Origin of the sequence: Microcoleus sp. M2_D5 (genome assembly GCF_036701935.1) — a bacterium.
Taxonomy (GTDB): Bacteria; Cyanobacteriota; Cyanobacteriia; order Cyanobacteriales; family Microcoleaceae; genus Microcoleus.
Genome location: NZ_JAUBRP010000059.1, coordinates 1 through 22,630, shown reverse-complemented (window position 1 = coordinate 22,630; position 22,630 = coordinate 1). Strand labels below are relative to the sequence as shown.

Sequence of the window (22,630 nt, the reverse complement as noted above, 5' to 3'; positions counted from 1 at the left end):
TTTGAGATATCATTAAGAAAAGTAAAGCGTAAAATTGGTAAGTGGGCGATAAGAAGGTACAGACAATTATGACATACGACTACGACTTGTTTGTGATAGGTGCGGGTTCCGGCGGATTGGCGAGTTCCAAGCGAGCAGCATCCTACGGCGCAAAAGTGGCGATCGCCGAAAATGACTTAGTAGGCGGAACCTGTGTAATTCGCGGCTGTGTCCCCAAAAAACTCATGGTGTACGCCTCCACATTTTCGCACCTTTACGAAGATGCGGTGGGCTACGGTTGGAGTCCAGTAGAAAGCAGCTTTGATTGGGACAAACTTGTCACCACGGTAGACACAGAAGTGCGCCGACTCAGCAAACTGCACATCAGCTTTCTCGAAAAAGCCGGAGTCGAATTAATCTCAGGATACGCCAAATTTATTGACCCCAATACCGTCGAAGTTGGTGACAGAAAAATCACCGCCGCCAAAATCTTAATTGCAGTCGGCGGAGAAGCCCATCGCATTGACATTCCTGGTATCGAACACGCGATTACTTCCCGCGAAATCTTCTTGCTAAAAGAGCAGCCAAAACGGTTGGCAATTTGGGGTGGCGGCTACATCGGCGTCGAATTTGCTTGCATCATGAACGGGTTGGGCAGCAAAGTAAGTCAAATCATCCGCCGTGACTTAATTTTGAACGACTTCGACACAGAAATTCGCACCAACGTTCAAGAAGGAATGATTAAGCACGGCATAGAAATTTTGACAGAAAGCTCGATCGACAAAATAGAGAAAACCCCAGAAGGCTTAAAATTAACTTTGTCGGGAACAGCCGAAGGAACGCTAGTAGTAGACGCGCTGTTGTGCGCTACCGGGCGTCAGCCTAATTTAGAAAAATTGGGTTTAGAAAATGCGGGAGTAGAAATAGATAAAGGTGCGATCGCAGTTACCAAAGACAGCCGCACCAGTCAGCCCCACATTTTTGCAGTGGGAGATTGCACAAACCGCATCAATTTAACGCCAATTGCGATCGCCGAAGGCCGCGCTTTTGCAGATACTGAATTTGGTAATAACCCCAGATCGATCAGTCACGAAAATGTTGCATCAGCAGTATTTTCGCAGCCGGAAGCAGCTACAGTTGGCTTAACAGAAGAAGAGGCTAAAGCCAAGTTTCCCGAATCAATTAAGTGCTATACAGCCAAGTTTAGACCGATGTTTCATGCTTTGACAGGTGCAGATGAGAAAACTTTTGTCAAGTTAGTTGTTGAAACTAATACTGACAGAGTTTTGGGCGTGCACATGGTGGGGAAAGACGCGGGCGAGATTATTCAAGGAATGGCGATCGCGGTTAATATGGGAGCTACGAAGAAAGACTTCGACGCGACTATTGGCATTCACCCATCGACTGCTGAAGAGTTTGTGACTCTGCGGTAAAGCGGGGGAAGCGGCCAGGGGTTTAAACCCCTGGCTAATAGCTAAAGTCGGTTGAAACTGAAATCTTGCACCAATCTCAATAAAGGGCTATTGGTGGGGTTGGGGCGGGTTTATTTAACCTATCTGCAACCGGAGAGGCTGTTGGCGAACCCGCCCCTACAGGTAATTGCGAATGGTGCAAGATGTGAGTTAAAACTGACTGAAGAACAACATTCTTAAAAATCTGTAGGGGCGGGTTCACCAATAGCTTAAAGAGATACCCAAAGACTCAAAAACCCGCCCCCACCCCGCGATAAATTCCTTTATTTATATTGGTGTAACATCTGAGTTTTAACCGACTGAAGAGTAACCTTCTGATTTTTTGTATAGCAGATTAATGAGTGATTCAACCAAACAAAACAAAATTTTAGCATTCTATCTCGGTCAGCAGCCTGATTCGCAAGGTCGGGCGATCGAGGATATTTGGTCGTGGGATTACCAGAAGCTAGAATCCGTACACAATTACATTCAATGGCTATTTCCCTTGAGAGAAAAGAGTCGCTTTAATTCCAGCGCTCCGACTTTAAATGATGAGGTAATTCAAGCTTTTAGAACAAGTGAAGTGTTGAGAAGTCGCTTATTCAAATCTCTAAAAGTCATGCTGGCGTTTTACGGGCTGGAATGCCGCGAAGGCGAAAACGCCGAAATTGTAATTGCCAAATCCGAGGAATATTTGTCAAGAAAAAGAGAGTGGATTGAAAAATTTAATCACAACTACCTGCGGCTGACTAGGATTCTCACAAGTTTGACAGAGTTGGGATTGAAAAATTATGCTTTGGCTCTTTTCAAATGTTTAGATAAGATATATAATGAAAATAAAGAAAGTATTGGTTTAGAAACTTATACTTATTGGAAAAATGCTGTAAATAGTTAGAACCGATATTGGGGACGGGTCGCCATAGCAAACCCTACGGCGCGCAAGAAAATTTAATTTTTGTGGAACAGGCCGGAAAGCCTGTTAGGGGCCGGCTAGAAGCCCAACCCCTACTCCCCACAAGAAAATTTAATTTTTGTGGAACAGGCCGGAAAGCCTGTTACTGACATTGGTGCATTTTTACACCCCAAGCGGATTCATGCTTAAAATAAAATTTTAAATGATTTGAACCTTTTTCGCGATCGCCCTGTCTAAACACTTCAGATAACGAACTGGTGGGGGAGACTTCACAGGTGTTAGCTGTGTCAGCCAATGTTTTAATCGATGACTGTTCCGACTCGGACTTAGTTGCTCAATGTTTAAAGGGCGATCGCACTTGCTTTCGCTACCTTTACCAACGCTATCAACACAAAGTCAGGTCAACCCTTTACCAACTCTGCGGCCCCTCGCTTCTTGACGATTTAGCGCAAGAAGTATTCCTGCGAGTCTGGAAAGGATTGCCCAAACTCAAGCACCAGGAAAACTTTTCTACTTGGCTTTATCGAATCACTTGGAATGTGGCTTCCGACCAAAGACAAGCATTTGCTAAACAGCATTCTTTTGACTCCCAACTCAAAAATCAAGAAACAATGGATCGGGTTATTCTCAAAGATAACACATCGGACTTGATGCAGTTGCACTATCAAGATTTAGTGCAGCGCGGACTGGAGCAATTGAGCTTTGAACACCGCAGCGTTTTGGTGCTGCACGACTTAGAAGACATCCCGCAAAAAGAAGTAGCCCAAATTCTGGGACTGCCTGCCGGAACTGTCAAATCTCGCGTGTTTTATGCCCGAAATGCTGTGCGGCAATTTTTGCAAAAAGAAGGTGTCAGCGAGCTATGAATAACCCAAGCAGCGACCAAGAGTTAGTTAATTTCTTGAAGCAACATCGAGCCCATATTCCTGAAGCTGCACCAGATTTAGAGCAAAAAATTCTAGCAGCAATAGAAACTAATCAGGCGAGCATTCTTAATGAAACCCACCGGGAAAAAAGGCGAGTAACTACGTCACCCAAGTCTCAGGACAGGTTAAAAATATTATCTGTTTCTAAGTGGGCTGTGTCGTCTGCGATTGCTGCTAGCCTGCTACTTTTTTGGTCTGGCTACCGTCCGTTTGAGACTGCACAATTACCCGATGAGGAAACAGCTAACTTAGAAGCATTTTTAGTGACTAACTGGGAGGGTGTACTCCATGATTCTCCCCAAGAAAATATGACCGATCGTCCGCAAACAGACTGGTTGAATTTCCCAGTTTCCTCGGAAAGCGAACCGCCAACAAAGAAGTAATATCAAAGAGGTAATTTTCATGTCAATTCGTCGTATTTCTGCCCTAGCCGTTTTAATGGTGACTCTCGGCAGCACAGCCGCAGCAATAGCAGTTCCTAATCCTTTAGAACCGGAAACAATTGCCCAAAATCAGCGTCCAAATCGACCCGCTGGCAAGGAAGGTGGGATGTTTGAGCAACTGAATTTAAGTGCCGACCAAAAGCAGCAAATGCAGGCAGTGCGCGATCGCTACAAAGACCAACTTTCCCAGCGAATGCAAGCAGTTCGCCAAGCCCGACAAGAATTGGACACGATGATGTCCGGCACGGCAAATGCCAGCGAAATCCGTGAAAAACACCGTCAAATAATGGGATTGAGACAGCAGTTTGAAGAGGTGCAATTTGAAAATACACTCGCATTGCGAGAAGTGCTCACGCCTGAACAGCGCAGCCAATTCGCTCAACTGATGCAGCAGCGCCGACAAAATGCTAAAAACCGGATGCAAAACCGTCAAAAATCGCAGTAATAGTGCCATTTTGTTCACGGCTTATTAGAGCCCCGACTTCTTAAAGAAGTCGGGGCTGTGGGTGTTATAATTAATATTTGTTGTTAAATATCAATTACTGAATGAATTTAAAAAACCATTCGAGTTACATTTATTTACACGGATTTGCATCAAGTCCCGATTCCCTTAAGGCAAGATATTTCCGAGATAGCTTTTCTTACGTAGGAATTGACCTAAAAACTCCCGATCTCAATCAAAACGATTTTTCTGGGCTCACTCTCACTCGCCAATTAAACCAAATAGAAACAGAATTTTTGCCAACCGAATCCTCCCAATCTCCCACAGAAAAGGTAAAAAATATCGGGGGAGTAACCATAATTGGGTCTAGTTTTGGGGGGCTGACAGCGGCTTGGTTGGCCCAGCGACAATTGTCAGTAAAACAAATAGTTTTGTTAGCACCGGCTTTTGAATTTATCTCCCACTGGGTGCCGCTGTTGGGACAACAACAGTTAGAAAAATGGCAGTCTGAGAAATATTTGCCCGTTTACCACTACGGCGAACAAGGTTATCTGCCACTGAATTATCAGTTTTTGGCTGACATGGGTCAATACCACGAACAAAAATTAATCCGTTCAGTGCCTACGTTAATTCTTCACGGCAAGCATGATACAATAATACCGATTCAAGCTAGCAGAGATTTTGCCGCTAACCGTCCCTGGGTGCAATTAATCGAATTAGAAGACGATCATTCTTTGGGAAATGTCCTAGCGGAAATTTGGGAAGCGATTCAAAAGTTTTGCCAATTCAAAAATTAAAATTTGACCAACTTGCAAGTCTTAACACTCAAATGACTGAACAAGATCGATCGACTCGCACCTTAGCCGTTGACATTGGCGGAAGCGGCATCAAAGTTATGGTTTTGGACGATGAAGGCGAACCCCAAACGGAACGCAGCCGTTTAGAAACGCCTCAACCGCCGAAACCGGAACCCGTACTAGAGGCGATCGCGTCTTTAGCAAGCGGACAAGGGGAATTTGACCGAGTATCCGTCGGTTTTCCCGGCGTCGTGCGTCTAGGCGTCATCAAAACCGCAGTGAATTTAGATCCCTCTTGGATAGATTTTGACTTAGAAACTACCCTTAAAGATCGCTTGGGAAAACCTGTGCGAGTGGCTAACGATGCCGATATTCAAGGATTGGGAGCAATTGCTGGGACGGGGGTAGAATTAGTAATTACCCTGGGCACCGGTTTCGGTTCTGCTTTATTTGTCGATGGTATCTTGGTGCCAAATCTAGAGTTAGGACATCACCCGTTTCGCAAAGGGGAAACTTACGAACAGCAATTAGGGCGATCGGCATTAGATACAGTCGGTTCCAAAAGATGGAATCGCCGTTTGGAAAAAGCGCTCACGTATCTGCAAAATCTCTTTAACTGCGATCGCATTTACATCGGCGGCGGCAATACTAAAAAGATTGCTGTTGAGTTACCGCCGCAGGTTAAAATAGTACCGAATGTCAGCGGTTTGTTGGGCGGGATTGCTTTGTGGCGGGATTGAGTAAAGTTTCTGGCAAAAATGCCCATCTATATCAAAGAAACCGGGTTTTTTGCCATAATTAAACGCAATAATTCAGTATTTTCGTAAAAAACCCGGTTTCTGAATCGAGGACAGTCGATCTGATTTTTTGGCTTGTGCGTTAGCGGAGTCCTCGAACACGATGCCGTTTAAAAAATTATTCGCCCATCGGATCGCGGTAGCGTTTGGGTTCATCCTTGCGAAACAGATTCGCCAAACCGAGGATGCCCAACAAACCCAAAGCACCCCAATGATTGTTGTCTTCCTTGCTTTCTTGAAATGGAGTTCTGTCTAGAACAACTCCATTAGAATCAGTATTGTTCTGTGCCGGAGCTGACTCGGTTTGAGCTGAGGCAGGCATAGCTGAAGGGAGAACAGCCAAACTCAAAGCTATGAGGGTAGCGACGGCATTTTTAGATATATCGGAAGGCTTGACTTTCATACTCGGTCTCCAAATATCAGCAGTTACTTTATCAAAATAATCAATTTGTTACAGCCTACGCATCAATCGATCGACAGAAACTCAATTCCTTCTCTCCTCTTGCTTTCGAGATAGAACAAGCTCTATGCTAAGTTCAGATGCTTCTAAGCAGATTATCTAAAATAAAAAGTCCTAAATTATACCATGCTTCCCTTTATCCGAAAAGATTTAGCCGAACTTACCGCATACACTCCCCATCCGGGCGGCACATCAGGAGAACCAGCGCATTCGGAAAGTGCGATCGATCGCCTCGATACCAACGAATGCCCCTACGACTTGCCAGAAGAATTAAAACAAAACCTAGCTTGGACTTACCAGCAGTTAATTGAGACAAATCGCTATCCCGACGGAGGTCACGCAGCGCTCAAACAGGCGATCGCCGAATACGTCAATGAATCCCTAAATGTCCCCGCCCTTAACAAGGGGGGGCTAGGGGGGGTTACAGTGCCAAAAACCGCCATTACAGCCGACAATATTTCTGTGGGCAACGGTTCCGACGAACTAATTAGATCCATCTTAATAGCTACTTGCTTAGGCGGTACAGGCTCTATTTTCGTTGCCAATCCCACCTTTTCGATGTATGGAATAATCGCCCAAACCCTCGGCATTCCCGTTGTCAGTGCTCAGCGGAAAGAGGAGACTTTTGAAATCGATATCGAGGCTGCTAAAAGGGCGATAGACCAAAATCAAAATCCCCCCGTGCGCGCCGTCTTTGTCGTCCATCCCAATTCCCCCACAGCCAATGCTTTGACAGCAGATGAAATAAAATGGCTGGAAACTTTGCCGTCGGAAATATTAGTAGTAATTGACGAAGCTTATTTTGAATTCAGCCAAAATACTTTAGCTGCAAAGTTACAACAGCATCCGAATTGGATAATTTTGCGGACATTTTCCAAAGCTTTTCGATTAGCATCAATGAGAGTCGGATATGCGATCGCCCATCCCGAACTCGCAGCCACCTTAGAAAAAATCCGCCTCCCCTACAACCTTCCCAGTTTCTCGCAAGCTGCAGCCGAGTTAGCCCTAGCGCAGCGGCAGTTATTGCTAGCAACCATTCCCGAAACTCTATCAGAAAGAACCAAATTAATAGCAGCGCTAACTCAGCATCAAAAATTGCTAGTTTGGCCGAGTGCGGCTAACTTCGTTTACCTGCGGGTGAAAGCCGGTGAGGGCGAATCTGCCGAACAGGAACACAAACAAATCATGCAGCAGCTAAAAGAGGGAGGTACTTTAATTAGGCATACTGGCGGAGGTTTGCGAATTACGGTGGGTAGCCCGGAGGAAAATCAGCGAACAGTCGATCGAATTTCTGGGATTTTGACTTGACAAAACTCCATAAAAATGCTGTCGAATCAGCGAAATTAATCAAATTACATAGAGTGTTGGGTTTCGTGCCTCAACCCAACCTACATTATTAAGTAAGCTGGCATTCTGTAGGTTGGGTTGAGCGATAGCAAAACCCAACACCCAATTTATTAATAATGTTGGGTTTCGTTCCTCAACTCCACGGCTGATACAGAATGTTGGGTTTCGTTCCTTAACCCAACCTACACTATAAAAATCAGTGCTTAGCCCATGCAGTATCGTCGTCTAAAAACTCCCGGAGCTACCTACTTTTTTACTATTGTTACCTATCAGCGCCAAAGCTTATTTTCTGACCCCGAAATGGTAGAGTTGCTTCGCGCTGCATTCCGCAATGTTATAGCTAGATTTCCCTTTACAATTGATGCTATTGTTGTTTTACCCGACCATCTCCATTGTATTTGGACGCTGCCCGCTCAAGATGCTAATTTTTCAACTCGCTGGCGATTGATAAAGAATTATTTCAGTCGTAATTGTCCTGAGCAATATAAACAAAGTCGTTCAGTGTCTCGTTTGAAAAAAGGTGAGCAAGCTATCTGGCAGAGGCGGTTTTGGGAGCATCAAATTAGAGATGAAGTGGATTTTGCAAATCATGTGGATTACATTCATTATAATCCGGTCAAGCATGGATTAGTTGCCGCACCACGCGATTGGGAATATTCCAGTTTTCATCGCTATGTGAATGATGGTTCTTATTCAAGGGATTGGGGCGCGAATGTTCTGATTGAATGGGACAATGAAGTTGGTCAGGAATGATGAATATTAATTTTGCAACAAATCTTGCGTAGGTTGGGTTGGAACGATAGTGGAAACCCAACATCAACATCGGTTGCGTTGGGTTTCGTTCCTCAACCCAACCTACGGCTAAAATGATGTAATAACATTTTTAATTATCAATCTGTCGTGCCGCCCGAATGGTTTGGGGAAATACGCCTACTAAAAGTGCCAAAGCTTCATCGGGAATTTGTGCCACCGTTTCCGAATCCAAATATTGTTCAAACTGAGTTAAAACCATTTGTGCGCGTTCCAAAGCTGTAGGCTTTGCCGTTAACTGTTCCATTAACCGCACCCACTGCCGCCGAATTCCCAAAGCTTTCTGTATTTCTTCGGGAGATTGAGGGCAAACCAAACAAAAATCGCCCACGGGAATCGCCTGCACAGAGTCAACATCAAAAGCGCCCCCAACGGCAGCCCCAGGCCCGGCAAACTCCGCGTGGAAGCGTTTAATCAAAATTAGGCCGTTCCGGCGACGGCTATCTACCATCAACAGCTTGCCGCTGTTGATTTCTGCGAGAATGTCAGAGGAGTGGGGGTTTTCTGTCAAATCTGTGCCAAGGTTTCGATGTCGCAAGTCCGGGTCAGCAGAAAGGCCGGCGCGGACAATATAATTAGAGGTAAGATTAGAGCTGGATGAAGTATCAATTTTTTGCTCCTCCCGCTGCCGATCGAGATTATTCATTTAAAGTTATAAATTAATACTGTCACAAGGTGGTAGTTTGAGCGCGATCGAATATCAAATCCAGGTAGAACAAGCAGTAGATACCCTGAAAGCGGATCTCCCGACGCTTTTTGAGAAAGACATCTCCTACGACATCTACACAAAAGATGTTTATTTTCAAGACCCTGTTAACAAATTTAAAGGAAAAATCAACTATCGCATTATCTTTTGGACTCTGCGATTTCACGGGCAGCTATTCTTTAACGAGATTTACTTCGACCTGCACGACGCAGGTCAGACAGCCCATGATACTATTGTGGCAAATTGGACTGTTCGCGGGACACTGCGGGTTCCCTGGAAAGCTCGGATTTTTTTTAACGGCTACTCTACTTATAAACTGGATAAAGACGGCTTAATTTACGAACATATCGATACCTGGGACAGACAGCCCGGAGAGATTTTAAAGCAGTTTTTCCGCAAGGGACAGGATGCGATCCCAGGATAAGTCAAAAAGGTCGATCGCGCCTCGCCATCAGGGTCGCCAACCGAATTGACTTATAATGGCTAAAAGAATCATCATCCCTCCGATTCATTTTCTGTTATTTGTAAATTGCTAAAATGATTGTCGCCTCTGATTCAATTTCTGCTATTTGCACTCCTGAAAAACATTATGGCTGATATTGTCCAGACTGCCACCAATGCCGGCTCTTTCAAAAGCCTCGTGACTGTTGTTGAAGCGGCTGGTTTGTTAGATTTATTGCAAAGTCCGGGCCCCTACACCGTCTTAGCACCCACTGACGAGGCATTTGCCACAATTCCTACGAACACTATTACCTCTTGGCTGGAAGACATACCCAAGCTCAAGAAAATTCTGACTTATCACATTCTGTCTGGCGAGGTACTAACTGAGAATTTGCTTGAGTTAAGTTCGCCTGAAACAGTGGAAGGTTCTGTGGTGGGAATTGATACTTATGAGGGCATTAAAGTGAATGATACTAAAGTTCTCACCTCAGATATTCTTGCCGACAATGGCGTCATTCATATGATTGATTCGGTGCTACTACCAGCATTGGTTGCAGCATAATCAAACTAGCGGCATCTCTAAATTTAGGAATGAGAATTAAATAACTTCCACTTTTCATGTTTGTTGTGGGATGGGCGTCCCGCCCGTCCACTCATGACGGGCGGGACGCCCATCCCACAAGAAAAAAGGGAAATTATTTAATTGACGATCCTTAGTAGGGTGCTTATGGGCCCAGCTTACATTTTAAACTAGAGAACTTACGCAAGTGTCACAATTAGTAAGGTGCGTCAGATCCCAAGCCATCGCTCATCCGTCCCTAAATCGGTCTGACGCACCCTACAAGTCGATTGGAGCGTGATAATTGCGTAATTGCTGAATTAATTATCCGAACCTAAAATCAAGCCAGAGCGTGCCGCCAGCATCAATTCTAAATGTCGAGTTTCCCCTTCACCTTTCCAAACAAACTCGCCTTTCCCATACAGCAATTTATCGTGAGGAGATTTCAAACTAGCTGGCTCAAAGCTAATATTAGCTGGTTCTGTCGCGACATTGACAGCAACAACTATTTCCTCATCCCCCAAAATTCTGGCAAAAACGTAAACCGTTCCCTCAGCAAACAGAATTTGGTACGCTCCAGTGCGGAGGGCAGCATATTTGTGACGCAAAGCTATCAACTGCTTGTGATAATCTAAAACATCAAGTTCCCAGCGAGATTCTAAGGGAAAACCGCGGCGAGAATCGGGATCGAGAGCACCGGGCAAACCTACTTCATCGCCATAGTAAATGCTGGGAGCTCCAGGAAAAGTTAACAGCAGCAAAGTAGCAAGTTCGACGCTAGCTTTATCCCCCCCAGCAATTGACAGCAACCGCGCGGTATCGTGACTGGCTAACAAGTTGAGTTGAGTTAGTTGTATTTCCCAAGGATATAATTCCAAAACGTGCTGAATTTTGTCGCCGTATTCTTTAGCAAAAAGCGCCGGATAGGGATGGTAAGAACGGCCTTCAAGTTGAGCTAAATCTACCCTGTCGCCCGCTGCAAAAGCAATTGTCGGCGCAGCAAACAGATAATTCATTACCCCGTCAAATTGAGTACCGTCGAGCCATTCTCTCGCATCTTCCCAGACTTCGCCGACAATGTAAGCTTCGGGATTAACTGCTTTGACTCGATCGCGAAATTCCTGCCAAAATCCCGGGCTTTTAATTTCAAAAGGAACGTCCAGCCGCCAGCCGTCAATGCCGAATTTAATCCAGTATTCGGCGATTTCCATGATGTATTCTCGCACTTCTGGATTGTCGTGATTGAATACAGGAAGTGCTCGATTCCCATCCCAACCGGCATAATTAGCAGGAAAATTGCCATCGTAGGCAGATAGCGGCCACCCTTCAATTTTAAACCAATCCAACCAAGGAGAATGGGGGCCGTTTTCTAGGATGTCGTGAAAGAAGAAAAAGCCGCGGCTGGCGTGGTTGAATACGCCGTCGAGGACAACTTTGATATTGCGATCGTGAGCTGCGTCTAGAAGCTCTTTAAAAGCCGGATTGCCACCCAACATCGGATCGACTTGATAGTAGTCGTGGGTGTGGTAGCGGTGATTGCTGGCCGACTGAAATATGGGGGTGAAGTAAATTGCGTTAATGCCTAAGTCTTGCAAGTAGTCTAGCTGTTCCATCACGCCCCACAAGTCGCCGCCTTTGTAGCCTTGCAGGGTGGGGATTTCGTGCCATTCTTCCCACATGAAGTTTTGCAGCAGGCGTTTGCGAGGCTGTTTGCTTTTGGCGAAGCGATCGGGGAATATTTGGTAGAATACCGCGTGTTTAACCCAGTCAGGCGTTTGAATTTGCATACACTTTTTCTAGCTTTTACCGCTTAGGCTACAGTAGCATAGGTTTCTAGGGGATCTAACTTTTGGTAGAGAATAGAAATTTTATCAAGCTTTGTAGAGCGAAAAATTATAAAATATTACACAAATTTGCAGTCAATCTAAGATTGAAAGCTGACTCTACCTAGAAATTTATCGTCCCGACGGGCGGCGCTTTCTGACTGGTGTGGAGTCGGACAAACTCAGATAACAGGAACGCCAGCAAAAAGAACCGGATCGAATTCAAGCAGAACCAGAGCGGACTTTGGGCCCATACAGAAGGTCAGCGGGCCTGGCGGTGCGATCGACCTGCCTTGAAAAAGAACAACAGCGCCATGAGCCTCGATCGAGAAATTGTGAAAACGGGGAATTTACCTAAAAAACTTGTTATTGACAGCCAAAACCCCGAACCTTATTCTTTCCTTAAACTGCCTTTATTTATTGATGGGTATTTTAACTCACAACTCAAAACTTTTTTAAATATCCATTAGGGATTGATGGGTATTTTAACTCACAACTCAAAACTTCTAACTCCTGTCCCGGACGCACTCCAACTCTCATAAACCGAGTTTTTTAACTCTTATTGAGGGTTTGAAGAAGTATTTGGATTAAACAACCCGGTTTCTGTGTAAGCGACTCAACTCATCACTCAAAACTCAAAACTTCCTTGCTCCCCCCCCTTGTCAAGAAGCCCTCACCATCCGACACTGTACTTGGAGAGTTAATCGACCCTAGGGAGAAAGTTCCTTGAAAAAAGTTTTAGCCATCATCCTCGGTGGCGGTGTAGGCACCCGCCTTTACCCCCTAACCAAATTGCGAGCCAAACCCGCAGTTCCCCTGGCAGGCAAATATCGCCTCATCGATATTCCTCTGAGCAACTGCATCAACTCGGAAATAGTCAAAATCTACGTCCTCACGCAATTCAACTCGGCATCCCTGAACCGTCACATTGCTCGCACCTACCAGTTTTCCGGCTTCACCGACGGATTTGCCGAGGTGCTCGCCGCCCAGCAAACTCAGGAAAACCCCAACTGGTTTCAAGGGACAGCCGACGCAGTGCGCCAATATCTGTGGCTGTTAGAAGAGTGGGACGTTGACGAATACTTAATTCTTTCGGGCGATCACCTCTACCGCATGGACTACCAGAAGTTTGTGCAGAGACACCGCGAAACCAACGCCGATATCACCCTCTCAGTTTTGCCTATGGACGAGAAGCGGGCGTCAGATTTCGGTTTGATGAAAATCGACGACAACGGCCGCATTATTTCTTTCAGCGAAAAGCCAAAAGGCGATGCGCTCAAACAAATGCAGGTGGATACTACTAAACTGGGACTGACAGCGCAGCAGGCTCAGGAAAGTCCTTACATTGCTTCGATGGGGATTTACGTCTTCAAAAAAGAAGTTCTGATTAAACTTCTGAAAGAATCTCCCAACCAAACTGATTTTGGTAAAGAGATTATTCCGAATAATGCAAAAGATCACAACGTTCAAGCTTATTTGTTTGACGATTATTGGGAAGATATCGGAACCATTGAGGCTTTTTACGATGCTAACTTGGCTCTGACAAAACAGCCTCAGCCGCCTTTCAGTTTCTACGATGAAAATGCGCCGATTTATACTCGCCCGCGTTTCTTGCCGCCGACTAAGCTTTTAGATACTCATGTGACCGAATCGATTATTGCTGAAGGCTGCATTCTCAAACAGTGCCGGATCGACCATTCTGTGTTGGGAGTTCGATCGCGCATTGAAGCTGGATGTACAATTCAAGACACCCTGGTAATGGGTGCTGACTTCTACGAACCCGACGCCGAACGGCATTCGAGTTTGGACAGCGGCGGCGTCGCCCTCGGTATCGGTGCAGATACTACAATTCGCCGCGCGATTGTGGATAAAAATGCCCGCATTGGCCGCAATGTTCAAATAATTAATAAAGACCGAGTGGAAGAAGCAAACCGCGAAAACCAAGGTTTTTACATCCGCAGCGGCATTATCGTAGTCCTGAAAAATGCCACGATTCCTGATGGAACTATCATTTAGTTATTAGTCATTAGTCATTAGTCGTCAGTCATTCGTTTTTTAAGTTAAAATCTGTTACCTCCTGTTCAAGTGACTGATGATAAATAATGAAATTAGTGACAGATCAACAATTGCCGATGACTGATGACTGATGACAAAATTCATTCTTTTTTTTGTTGATTATTACTTCCCACCGCTGATGTAGGTTGTCGAAATACTTGGCTTTATTCAAAGGAGCGCGCATTATTAATAAGCGACAGTCTCTGTTACTGTCTGCCGCGATACAGATATGTCCGCTCGCCTGCGTCTGGCGAATAGCTTCTGATTCTTGTATTTGCGCTGGTAGCACGACTGACAAATGCGCTGCCCGTTTCTGAGTACCACAGCACTCTCGGAACTATCTTTCCAATCGTCGCAGCAGCCACAAGGCCAACTTAGCAAATAATTCATAATGTTAGCACCCTAGTAGCGTTAAAAGCTTATCGCTATACTATCCTATCTTAATGTTTTATAAAAGTGTGTGATGTAGCTAACAGACAGCGGAGAAATTATGTTATATTAGTGGGATTTAAATCTATTCAGAGGTTGTAAAAATAAAATTTTATAGGACGGCTATGGGGTGAATAAAAAATATCTAAAAATTTTGTGGAAGAACGGCGCAATTTAGGGTATTATATAGTCACAATTTAGAAACCAGATTTGACTGAACTTGGTGATAAAAACCTGCTAAGATTTGGATTGGGCGATCGAGCTCATATCGAGAAGTTCGTAGGCGTAAGCCGGGGCGTAGCCATCGCACCGTGTCCCGGAAAAAAAGACCAAAAAAAGATCGATCGTCCGCGCCAGTCAACCCTCTGGGGATCGCGCCCGCAACAGCAGCAGCTTTCCCCCTCACCTCAACCGGGCAGCAGCCTCCCGAAAGCCCTAAGCCTGATAACTCCCCAAAAGTATTCGCCCCAGGAGTTTCACCGTCTCAAAGCTGACAGGTATAGCAACGCCCTATAGGGTAAGGACGTTCTTAATTGATGAAAGCTATTGTTTTTGCTGTCGAATGCCAAAAGCATTTCTAGAGGCTGCTGCTCTGGCTCCCTCGTGCACGAGAGAGGCGAATGCTATAAAATCTTAAACAGCAGGGGAGTGCGGAAATTGCGATCGAACGCCAAGCAACAACCGAACTCGATCGAGTCCAAACCTTTGATAACCTATAATTTAAATGAGATGCCGCAGGCACTTCTGCTACTGGCATTATACTAATGCGCCATCCTGCGGCTAATTTGGGATTTATTCTTTCTAACAACTAACAACTAACAAATAACAACTAATAAAGAGGGGATTGCTTAATGGCTGCAACAGATTTTAAAGACTATTACGCTATTTTGGGACTCAACAAAACTGCCAGTTCTGACGAAATTAAAAAAACTTTCCGCAAACTAGCCCGCAAATATCACCCGGACATGAACCCCGGCAACAAAGAAGCCGAAGCTCGTTTTAAAGAAGTAAACGAAGCTTACGAAGTGCTCTCAGACCCTGAAAAACGCAAAAAATACGACCAATACGGTCAATACTGGAAGCAAGCTGCCACAACTCCAGGCGGATGGCCGGGCGGCGGCAGTACGACTGTAGACTTTGGTGGCGTTGACTTCAGCCAGTACGGCAGTTTTGACGAATTTATCAATGCCTTGTTAGGTCGCGCAGGTAGTAGTCCGGGTAGTGGTCGCAACGCCAAGTGGAATTACAGCAACTACCGCAGCACCAGCGGCGGGCCCACAGGTTTTGGCGGATTTGAAGATTTCGCGGGGTACGAAAACCGCACTGCAGGAAGCTCTCTGGACACCGAGGTGGCCATTTCCCTGACTCTGGGGGAAGCATTTCGGGGAACCTCTAAGCGAGTCGCCACTGGCGAAGTTTCGATTCCAGCAGGAGTTAAAACTGGCAGCAAAATTCGGATAAAAGGCAAAGGTCAAGTTGACCCGTACACGAAGCAACAGGGAGATTTGTACCTAAAATTAGAAGTTTTGCCTCACCCTTTCTTCCAGTTTGAGGGAGAGAATTTAGTCTGCGAAGTGCCGATAAGTCCCGACGAAGCGGTGTTGGGATCTTCAATTGAAGTGCCGGCGCCTGAAGGTACCATCGTTGTGAAAGTTCCAGCGGGGATTCGTTCGGGTCAGTCTTTGCGGTTGCGGGGCAAGGGATGGCCGAAACCCAAGAAAGACGAGCGGACTGATTTGTTGGTAAAAATTGCGATCGTGCCGCCGAAAGAACTCACCACTGTCGAACGCGAATGCTACGAGAAAATCCAAGCAAATCGTACTTTTAATCCTCGCAGTAATCTCAATCAGATGGTGCTTTGAAAAAGCGTGCATTTCTCGGACGCAAATAAGATTCTTTCTTCACTATTTCATCGGGACACAGCATTGTTGTGTCCCTAGTGTATGCCAGCGCGATCTCATTTGAAAAATACCCTGTTAATAAGTCAACTTTTATTCGCCCGTAATTTGCAGTTTCCCACCTTCTCAATACTCTTCACTAGCTCTTAGCTGAGTAGGTTGGCTACCTTGTTTGAGGTTGATGGTAATTTTTTTAGCTCCTTTGTTCTCCAGGTCTCGGATGTAGCCGGTCGATCTGTCAGAAGCTTCCTCTCTGCTGTCATAGGGCCCAAAGTAATAGGTACGTTTTGGCGAATCTGTATCAACTTCTACCCACCATTCGTCGCGTCGAGTGCTGCTAGTAGGTTGACCTAGCAGCCAAAAAGCCGTGAAAAACATACCCAACATAGAGATTTCAAACATATTTACCTCTGGGAAGACTTAAGTAGTTTTTACTCTTCTCAATTTATCAACGCAATGCGAGCGATCGGATCGTCCTCAGTGCTGATTTGACGCAGGTAATTTTTGAGAGTAGCTGCTGTCTAAAATTCAGCCTTTTGGTGGAGAAGAGTTTGACGCTGGGTGAGTGTAAGTCTCTGCTAGACATACAAAGTCCGCAAGGTAAGGACTAGAAGAAGAGTGTGTTTATATTATTGTTGAGGTTTGAATCAACTCAAAACTCAACTTTTTTAAATCTCTACACTTGCTGATAATTCTTCTTCGCAAATGGTAAGATGCGAAGGCTGACAGCGTTTAATACGGATACTAACCCTTTTAGCTCCCTCGCTTTCGAGGTCTTCGACGTAGCCGGGAATATTGCTGGAGGCTTCTTTGTCGGTGTCGAAGGGGCCAAAATAGTAGGTACAGCGGGGCAAATCAGTAACAATTTCTACCCACCATTTCTCAGACCGGCGGTGGTTCGGCCCGGCAAACACGGACAAGACTGCAACGTAGATACAAAATAAATAAAATCCCAGCATCTTTATTCTTGAGGGTGGTTTAATTTATTATTTAAATCTATCAAAATAATTTGTCGGATCGAATCAACCTCAGTGCTGATTTTGCGTCGATCGACTTTAGGGATGAGAATTAAATAAAATCCACTTTCCATGACTGTTGTGGGATGGGCGTCCCGCCCGTCCTTTCTGGGCGGGCGGGACGCCCATCCCACAAGAAGAAAAAAGGGAAATTATTTAATTGACGATCCTTAGATGCGAGATTTGAGATATTAGATTTTGCTTCCCATCTAATATCTAGTCCTCACGATTGACCTTAATATCCCGGCCGGGCGGGTTTTTGAAATTGTCAATTATTGGCAGATATTTTTGGTGAACCCGCCCCTACCTGATTTCGGGCGAAGCGAAGCGGAGGGAATCGACCGGACTAGATATAACATCTAAAGCAAAACCCGCCGGTGCGGGTTGTTTGCTCACTAAAAAATGCTCTTTTTCCAAACTAGATGGCTGGGTAAACCTCAGCAGGCTGAGGTTTAGCGCTTGCCTTTGGGGAAATGTTCGATACCAGCCCAACCGTAGAAAACCAGCTCGTCGTTCTGAACTCGGCAGCGGTCTACTCGCAGTTGAGTGCCTTCTAAGGCAAATTTGTCTAAGTCTAGCAAGTTATTTACGTGGGCAATTATAGCTTGGCCCAAGTCTACTGCTTGCCCGTCACCGCCGTAAGTAACGCTGACGAATTGGATTTTGCGTCTGTCTTCTACTTGCAACTGAGCTGTAATATCTATTTTGACGGGTTCGCTGGCCTCGCCTACGGTAATTTCGGACTGAAGCCGAATTGATTTGTCGGTTCCGAAACTGACTTCAGTGTTTTGAAAGTGCAGAGATTGCTCTTGGTACTTCAGCTTCTGGAGTTTTTCAACTACAAAAGGTGTATTGAATGAGGTGGTTAAATCCGATCGACTTAAGACTACTCGCATATTTGCCTGGGTAGGCTGCCGTAATTTGACTTGACCTGCAAAAATCGCCCCAAAATCAATGGAGAGTGCTTGCAGGTAGAGTTCCATCACTTCTATGCGAAGGCCGTTGTACATCAACATACCTTTGCCAATGAAGTCGAAACCGTCGATGCTTCCCTGCAAGAGTTTGGCTACTGGTTCGACTCGGATGTTGGCCTCGGCCTTTTCAGAACGCTTGAATAAGGCTGCGATCGCAGCTCCTGCTACTTTACTAACAAGGCGATCGCCACTTTGACCTTGAAAGGATGTACCGCTAAACAAAGCTGCTACCATTTATTCGTTTGCTCATCTACAGTCGCCATTATAACCCTTTATTAAGAAATGTAAAAATCGCTTGTGCTTATTCACCTCATAAGCATATCTTGTTTTTTTGTCTGTCTTCAAAACAACATTGTTGAAATTTAAACGCTCAGGGGGGTGCCTTGGAGACAGGCGCGATCGAGCAAAGCTCCATCCCAAAGGGTTTGTTCGATCGAGGCGCAAAGCAAATTAGCCCCCGTCAGGTTAGCGCCGCGCAGTACGGCTCCATTCAGGATCGCTTCTTCCAAGTCAGATCCCGACAAATCAGCGCCGGACAGATTGGCATGGCTCAAATCGGCGGAGTGCAAAATTGCCCGAGCCAAATTCGCACCGCGCAAATCGGCACCCCGCAAATCGACACCGCTCAAATCCAAATTGCCGATCGCAGCCCCCGTCAAAAAAGCACCCCCAAAACTGGCGTCGCGGACTAAAGCGTTAGCGAAGGAAGCTCCCCGCAAATCGGCATTCCGAAAATCTGCGCCTCGCAAGTCAGCGCCGCTCAAGTCAGCGCCGCGGAGGTTGGCTCGCAATACTGCCCGCTGCAAGTTAGCGCCGGCGAGATTAGCTCCACTCAAGTTCGCTTGAGACAGGTTAGCACCGGCGAGATCGGCTCCCGCTAAGTCTTTGCCGGCTAAATCGGTGCCGGCTAACATCAAAATTTTGCCCTTGCGTATGGCTTCGAGGTCATTAGTCATTAGTCAGTTGTCAGTTGTTGGTTGTCAGTTGTTGGTTAACAGTCAACAGTCAACAGTCAACAGTCAACAGTCAACAGTCAACAATCCAGTTATTTTATAATGCCGGAGCGGTCGCGGTCGTTCGATCGCCCAAATCCTCCAACCACACGTTAGGCAGTTGGCTCGGGCGAGTTGGTAACTCCATCAAACCCATTTCTGCCAGCCTGACGACGTTGCCCAGAGTTTCCACCAAAGCCGGATCGAAGCGAGTGCCCGACAGTTCGCGGCACTCTTCCAAAGCTTCGCTCAAACTCAAAGCCGGACGATCGCCGCGCGGTTGAGTCAATTCTTGAAAATCAGCGACCAAGCCCAAAATCCGCGAAGCAACGGGTATGGTTTCGGCTCGCAAACCCTCTGGCCTGCCGCTGCCGTCCCAATATTCGAGTTGGTGCTTGACAATTTCCGCCACAGGTGCTAATTCGGGCATTGCTTGCAGCAGTTGGGAACCGATGAAACTGCGATCGCGCCAAAAAGAGAAAGTTGCTGGGTCAAAAGCATCGGGAGTGCGATCGAACACCTCATTCGGGGCCGAAACTAAACCGACTCTAAATAGCAATCCAGCCAGCCGCAGCCTCCGCAACTGCAAAGCCGGCAAATCCAGCAGTTGACCCAAAGTTTCCGACAAAGCCGCCACCTGCAAAGACGCTGTAGGATTTGAGGTATCGCGTTCGTCCACGCGCTGGGCCATCCGCAGAAAAGCTTGAAGTTTGTTAGCGTTCAAATTGCGGCTGACGCGCAAAGCTTGACCTTCCAATTCCCACAACTCGCGGGTTTGGCGGTTAATTGCTACCATTTGCTGCTGAGAACTTTGCAGGTAAGCGACTATCCGCGATACCACGCCGCTAATGTCTGCCAATGGCGGGCCAATGGTTGCCAGGATTTCGCGGTACATTTCCAGCAAACTGTCTGCCAGGGGAGAGTCGTAATGTCGCGTCTGTTCTATAAAAATTTCTGCAGCAGCCGACACCAAAGACTGGTCAAACGACCACAAACCGTAGAACTTTCGTTCTGTATCTACTTCAGGCTTGCCTTCTGGCAAGTATTCCTCGGCTGAAAGTTCGCGACAAAGCACCATTGCTTTGTATGTCGGGGCGAGAATGATTAAATTCCATTCTTCGATTATGGGGTCGTTCTCATCGAGATTTATTAAAGATACATTTTCTAATTGCCCGGTTTTGTGGGTAGCGAAACCGCTGTCGGCTACTGCACCTATGACAACGCGCCTAGAGGCATTAGCAATATCTAGGTAGCGATCGGCTTCCTGTAAATACCATTTTCCCTGCTGAAATGTCACCAAAACTAAGGGTTGGAGTTCGCTCTTGTCCCCGCCACTGGTTTGCAAAATGTGGTCTTCTAGGGCGTGACACAGGGCTACTAGGGTGTTTTTGAAGTATACCCCGTAGCTAGAAGGCAGTTTTCCGTCAGGAAGTGTAGCTTGTAGTCTTGCGAGAGTTGATTCTGGATTCATTGCAAAAAGCGGTGCCGGCTCTTACTTATTGTAGCGGGCGATGGCTACGCCTCGGCTTACGCCTGCGAACTTCTCGAAAAGACTTTTGGCAAAAATCCAAGTTTTTGATTTTTCACCGCTTCGCCACCGAGTCAATCGATTTTAGATTTTAGATTTTAGATTTTAGAATTGAAGCATTGACCCACGGATAAATTCGGGGGCGCCTTTATCAGATACAGGTTTTTTATTTCTGGACTGATGACTCACGTGGCGGGTATCCTCGATGCTTTCGGTTAATGTAGAGTGCGCCGAAGATTACCTGATTAATTTTAGTATTTTTCTGGAAACCCTCTGTCTTTGGCTGAGTTTTTTTCAGACGAGAAACCTGCCGTGAGGAAGACGGTAAATGACTTAAGTATTAACTACTATTTTGACAACAATATTATTAGGAATTCTGAGCGTGCTTCAACAAAATAGAAGTTTAGGGGAACAGGCGATCGACAAAGTGGCAGAGATTGCTATTGCTAGCAAATTAGACGAATCCGAAACTTTGTCTGTGACAGTTAACACCGATCCCATCCAGCTAGCCCAGGGTTCAGTAGAGGCCGTTGCGGTTGAGGGCACAGGGTTGGTAATGCAGCAAGATTTGCGCGTGGAAGAATTGCAAATCCACATCAAGGATATTGCTGTCAATCCCCTCACAGCTATGTTTGGCAAAATTGAACTGAACGGGCCTGCCTTCGGTGGGGCGCGCGCAGTTTTAACAGAAAGCGATATCAACCGCGCTTTTAATTCCGAATACATCAGCAGGAAACTGAAAAACTTAAAAGTTACTGTTGACGGACAACTGCTGACAATAGACGTTAAAACTATTGAGTGCCAATTGCTAGCCGGAAAAATCGCTTTAAATGCTGAGATATTGGTGCAGGAAACTGCCTCAACTGAAAAAATTTATTTTACAGCAAAACCTGAGATCGCAGCGGGCGGTTGGGCAATTTCTCTTCAGGATGTCGAGTATCCCGAAAATAAGGAATTTTCGCCGGAGTTAACAGCAGCTTTGGCGGACAAAGCTGGTGAAGTTTTAAACTTGCGAAATTTTGAAATTGAGGGAATGTCCCTGCGAATTCAGCAGCTAAATGTGGAAACTGGTGTGCTGACTTTGCAAGCTGAAGCGAAAGTCGAAAAATTCCCAGATTAGGCGCTGGTAGGGTGTGTCAAACACAAAAAAGCTCTTTAAGTTCAGCAACTATTGGAACTAGCGCACCCTACCATTATGCTTGGTTTTGGAAAAATTTCCGCAGTTTATGCAATCCCTCTAAAGTTATAAAAAAGTCGATAGCAACCCGCACCAAAATATCACCGCCGTTAGAGGCAGGAATGGGGATTTAACTTTTGCTCTTGACAAGTAGTAGCAAAAATTTGGAAAAGTTTTTGTGAACACTGTAACTGCTTTTTTTTAAAGACTGCGTATCGGTAAATTTTTGACTGTATTTAGGGCAGGTGTGCTGCTGTTTACCAGCACCGCTTGCAATGCTGGCGACGTTCGAGGTGCACGGCAAGAGAATCCTCCCGTTCAAATGGGAGAAATGAATAACCCTCACAAGGCCGGTGGAGATTTATACACTAATTATCAAATGTCTACTGACCCTAAAGTCAATCAATCGCCTGCTAAAGCAGCAAAAAATCGGGCTGATTTGTCGATTATCGGCGATCGTCTCCTGGCCTCGACTACGGGGAATCTAATTGCTCAAGGCTGCTTTATCCGGGTTCTGCACCGATGGAAACTGATAAGGAATGAGAATTAAATAACTTCCACTCTTGAAAGTGGGATGGGCGTCCCGCCCGTCCAAAAAGGACGGGCGGGACGCCCATCCCACAATAACAATTAAAATTGTAAGTTATTTAATTCGCGCTCCTAACAA

The 22,630-nt window shown here is 45.8% G+C and carries 26 protein-coding genes; 16 read left to right on the top strand and 10 right to left on the bottom strand.

Annotated elements, in window-relative coordinates:
• Positions 1-68: 68 nt before the first annotated feature.
• From gor to QUA50_RS21595, 7 genes are all read left to right on the top strand, one after another.
• Positions 69-1,412, top strand: a complete 1,344-nt coding sequence (gene gor / locus QUA50_RS21625; RefSeq protein ID WP_333266676.1) for a glutathione-disulfide reductase — start codon at positions 69-71, stop codon at positions 1,410-1,412.
• A gap of 376 nt (positions 1,413-1,788) precedes the next feature.
• On the top strand, positions 1,789-2,325 hold the full coding sequence (locus tag QUA50_RS21620) for an opioid growth factor receptor-related protein (protein ID WP_333266678.1): 537 nt from the start codon (positions 1,789-1,791) through the stop codon (positions 2,323-2,325).
• A 293-nt stretch (positions 2,326-2,618) separates the two neighbouring features.
• Positions 2,619-3,209 carry a sigma-70 family RNA polymerase sigma factor gene (locus QUA50_RS21615; protein WP_333048729.1) on the top strand — a complete coding sequence of 197 codons (591 nt, stop codon included), beginning with the start codon at positions 2,619-2,621 and terminating at the stop codon, positions 3,207-3,209.
• The gene (locus QUA50_RS21610; protein ID WP_333266680.1) at positions 3,206-3,652 is read left to right on the top strand and encodes a hypothetical protein; all 447 of its coding nucleotides are present in this window, start codon (positions 3,206-3,208) and stop codon (positions 3,650-3,652) included. Before QUA50_RS21615 ends, QUA50_RS21610 begins: the two co-directional genes overlap by 4 nt.
• Before the next feature lie 19 nt (positions 3,653-3,671).
• Positions 3,672-4,157, top strand: coding sequence for a Spy/CpxP family protein refolding chaperone (locus QUA50_RS21605; protein WP_333266682.1), 486 nt, complete (start codon positions 3,672-3,674; stop codon positions 4,155-4,157).
• Positions 4,158-4,258: 101 nt separating this feature from the next.
• Positions 4,259-4,951 carry a YqiA/YcfP family alpha/beta fold hydrolase gene (locus QUA50_RS21600; RefSeq protein WP_333266684.1) on the top strand — a complete coding sequence of 231 codons (693 nt, stop codon included), beginning with the start codon at positions 4,259-4,261 and terminating at the stop codon, positions 4,949-4,951.
• Between the two features lie 32 nt (positions 4,952-4,983).
• Positions 4,984-5,691, top strand: coding sequence for an ROK family protein (locus QUA50_RS21595; RefSeq protein WP_333266685.1), 708 nt, complete (start codon positions 4,984-4,986; stop codon positions 5,689-5,691).
• A gap of 175 nt (positions 5,692-5,866) precedes the next feature.
• Here QUA50_RS21595 and QUA50_RS21590 read toward each other — a convergent pair whose 3' ends face one another.
• A complete protein-coding gene (locus QUA50_RS21590; protein ID WP_333266687.1) occupies positions 5,867-6,151 on the bottom strand; it encodes a WGxxGxxG family protein in 285 nt (94 codons plus the stop codon).
• A 183-nt stretch (positions 6,152-6,334) separates the two neighbouring features.
• Between QUA50_RS21590 and QUA50_RS21585 the strand changes: the two genes are divergently transcribed.
• Positions 6,335-7,516, top strand: coding sequence for a histidinol-phosphate transaminase (locus QUA50_RS21585; protein WP_333266689.1), 1,182 nt, complete (start codon positions 6,335-6,337; stop codon positions 7,514-7,516).
• Positions 7,517-7,765: 249 nt separating this feature from the next.
• Positions 7,766-8,308, top strand: a complete 543-nt coding sequence (locus QUA50_RS21580; RefSeq protein ID WP_333266691.1) for an REP-associated tyrosine transposase — start codon at positions 7,766-7,768, stop codon at positions 8,306-8,308.
• A 130-nt stretch (positions 8,309-8,438) separates the two neighbouring features.
• On the opposite strand, the gene QUA50_RS21575 is transcribed toward QUA50_RS21580, so the two are convergent.
• Positions 8,439-9,011: a hypothetical protein gene (locus QUA50_RS21575; protein ID WP_333266693.1), complete on the bottom strand. Its 573-nt coding sequence runs from the start codon at positions 9,009-9,011 to the stop codon at positions 8,439-8,441.
• Positions 9,012-9,048: 37 nt separating this feature from the next.
• Here QUA50_RS21575 and QUA50_RS21570 point away from each other — a divergent pair, with 37 nt between their 5' ends.
• Together QUA50_RS21570 and QUA50_RS21565 are read left to right on the top strand one after the other, a co-directional pair.
• On the top strand, positions 9,049-9,495 hold the full coding sequence (locus tag QUA50_RS21570) for a DUF2358 domain-containing protein (protein ID WP_333266695.1): 447 nt from the start codon (positions 9,049-9,051) through the stop codon (positions 9,493-9,495).
• Between the two features lie 165 nt (positions 9,496-9,660).
• Complete coding sequence (locus QUA50_RS21565; protein WP_333266697.1) at positions 9,661-10,074, top strand: fasciclin domain-containing protein; 414 nt, start codon at positions 9,661-9,663, stop codon at positions 10,072-10,074.
• Between the two features lie 317 nt (positions 10,075-10,391).
• Here QUA50_RS21565 and QUA50_RS21560 read toward each other — a convergent pair whose 3' ends face one another.
• Positions 10,392-11,858 (bottom strand): glycoside hydrolase family 13 protein, encoded by a 1,467-nt coding sequence (locus tag QUA50_RS21560; RefSeq protein ID WP_333266699.1) that lies wholly within the window; start codon positions 11,856-11,858, stop codon positions 10,392-10,394.
• Positions 11,859-12,620: 762 nt separating this feature from the next.
• Between QUA50_RS21560 and QUA50_RS21555 the strand changes: the two genes are divergently transcribed.
• Positions 12,621-13,910 (top strand): glucose-1-phosphate adenylyltransferase, encoded by a 1,290-nt coding sequence (locus tag QUA50_RS21555; protein ID WP_333266701.1) that lies wholly within the window; start codon positions 12,621-12,623, stop codon positions 13,908-13,910.
• Positions 13,911-14,135: 225 nt separating this feature from the next.
• Here QUA50_RS21555 and QUA50_RS21550 read toward each other — a convergent pair whose 3' ends face one another.
• The gene (locus QUA50_RS21550; RefSeq protein ID WP_333084483.1) at positions 14,136-14,339 is read right to left on the bottom strand and encodes a hypothetical protein; all 204 of its coding nucleotides are present in this window, start codon (positions 14,337-14,339) and stop codon (positions 14,136-14,138) included.
• 249 nt (positions 14,340-14,588) lie between these two features.
• Here QUA50_RS21550 and QUA50_RS21545 point away from each other — a divergent pair, with 249 nt between their 5' ends.
• The gene (locus tag QUA50_RS21545) at positions 14,589-14,894 is read left to right on the top strand and encodes a hypothetical protein (protein WP_333266702.1); all 306 of its coding nucleotides are present in this window, start codon (positions 14,589-14,591) and stop codon (positions 14,892-14,894) included.
• 335 nt (positions 14,895-15,229) lie between these two features.
• Positions 15,230-16,240, top strand: a complete 1,011-nt coding sequence (locus tag QUA50_RS21540; protein WP_333266704.1) for a J domain-containing protein — start codon at positions 15,230-15,232, stop codon at positions 16,238-16,240.
• Positions 16,241-16,402: 162 nt separating this feature from the next.
• On the opposite strand, the gene QUA50_RS21535 is transcribed toward QUA50_RS21540, so the two are convergent.
• The 6 genes from QUA50_RS21535 to QUA50_RS21510 form a co-directional block, all read right to left on the bottom strand.
• Positions 16,403-16,678, bottom strand: a complete 276-nt coding sequence (locus QUA50_RS21535) for a DUF1816 domain-containing protein (RefSeq protein WP_333266707.1) — start codon at positions 16,676-16,678, stop codon at positions 16,403-16,405.
• A 266-nt stretch (positions 16,679-16,944) separates the two neighbouring features.
• Positions 16,945-17,235, bottom strand: a complete 291-nt coding sequence (locus QUA50_RS21530) for a DUF1816 domain-containing protein (RefSeq protein ID WP_333266709.1) — start codon at positions 17,233-17,235, stop codon at positions 16,945-16,947.
• 2 nt (positions 17,236-17,237) lie between these two features.
• On the bottom strand, positions 17,238-17,366 hold the full coding sequence (locus tag QUA50_RS21525; protein ID WP_333298759.1) for a hypothetical protein: 129 nt from the start codon (positions 17,364-17,366) through the stop codon (positions 17,238-17,240).
• A gap of 378 nt (positions 17,367-17,744) precedes the next feature.
• Positions 17,745-18,500 carry a DUF2993 domain-containing protein gene (locus QUA50_RS21520; RefSeq protein ID WP_333266711.1) on the bottom strand — a complete coding sequence of 252 codons (756 nt, stop codon included), beginning with the start codon at positions 18,498-18,500 and terminating at the stop codon, positions 17,745-17,747.
• Between the two features lie 128 nt (positions 18,501-18,628).
• Entirely contained in the window at positions 18,629-19,222 is a 594-nt protein-coding gene (locus QUA50_RS21515) for a pentapeptide repeat-containing protein (RefSeq protein ID WP_333266713.1), read from the bottom strand.
• Positions 19,223-19,316: 94 nt separating this feature from the next.
• The gene (locus tag QUA50_RS21510; protein ID WP_333266714.1) at positions 19,317-20,729 is read right to left on the bottom strand and encodes an HD domain-containing phosphohydrolase; all 1,413 of its coding nucleotides are present in this window, start codon (positions 20,727-20,729) and stop codon (positions 19,317-19,319) included.
• Positions 20,730-21,138: 409 nt separating this feature from the next.
• Between QUA50_RS21510 and QUA50_RS21505 the strand changes: the two genes are divergently transcribed.
• Complete coding sequence (locus QUA50_RS21505) at positions 21,139-21,906, top strand: DUF2993 domain-containing protein (RefSeq protein WP_333266715.1); 768 nt, start codon at positions 21,139-21,141, stop codon at positions 21,904-21,906.
• 283 nt (positions 21,907-22,189) lie between these two features.
• Positions 22,190-22,513: a DUF6658 family protein gene (locus QUA50_RS21500; protein ID WP_333266716.1), complete on the top strand. Its 324-nt coding sequence runs from the start codon at positions 22,190-22,192 to the stop codon at positions 22,511-22,513.
• Positions 22,514-22,630 lie beyond the last annotated feature (117 nt).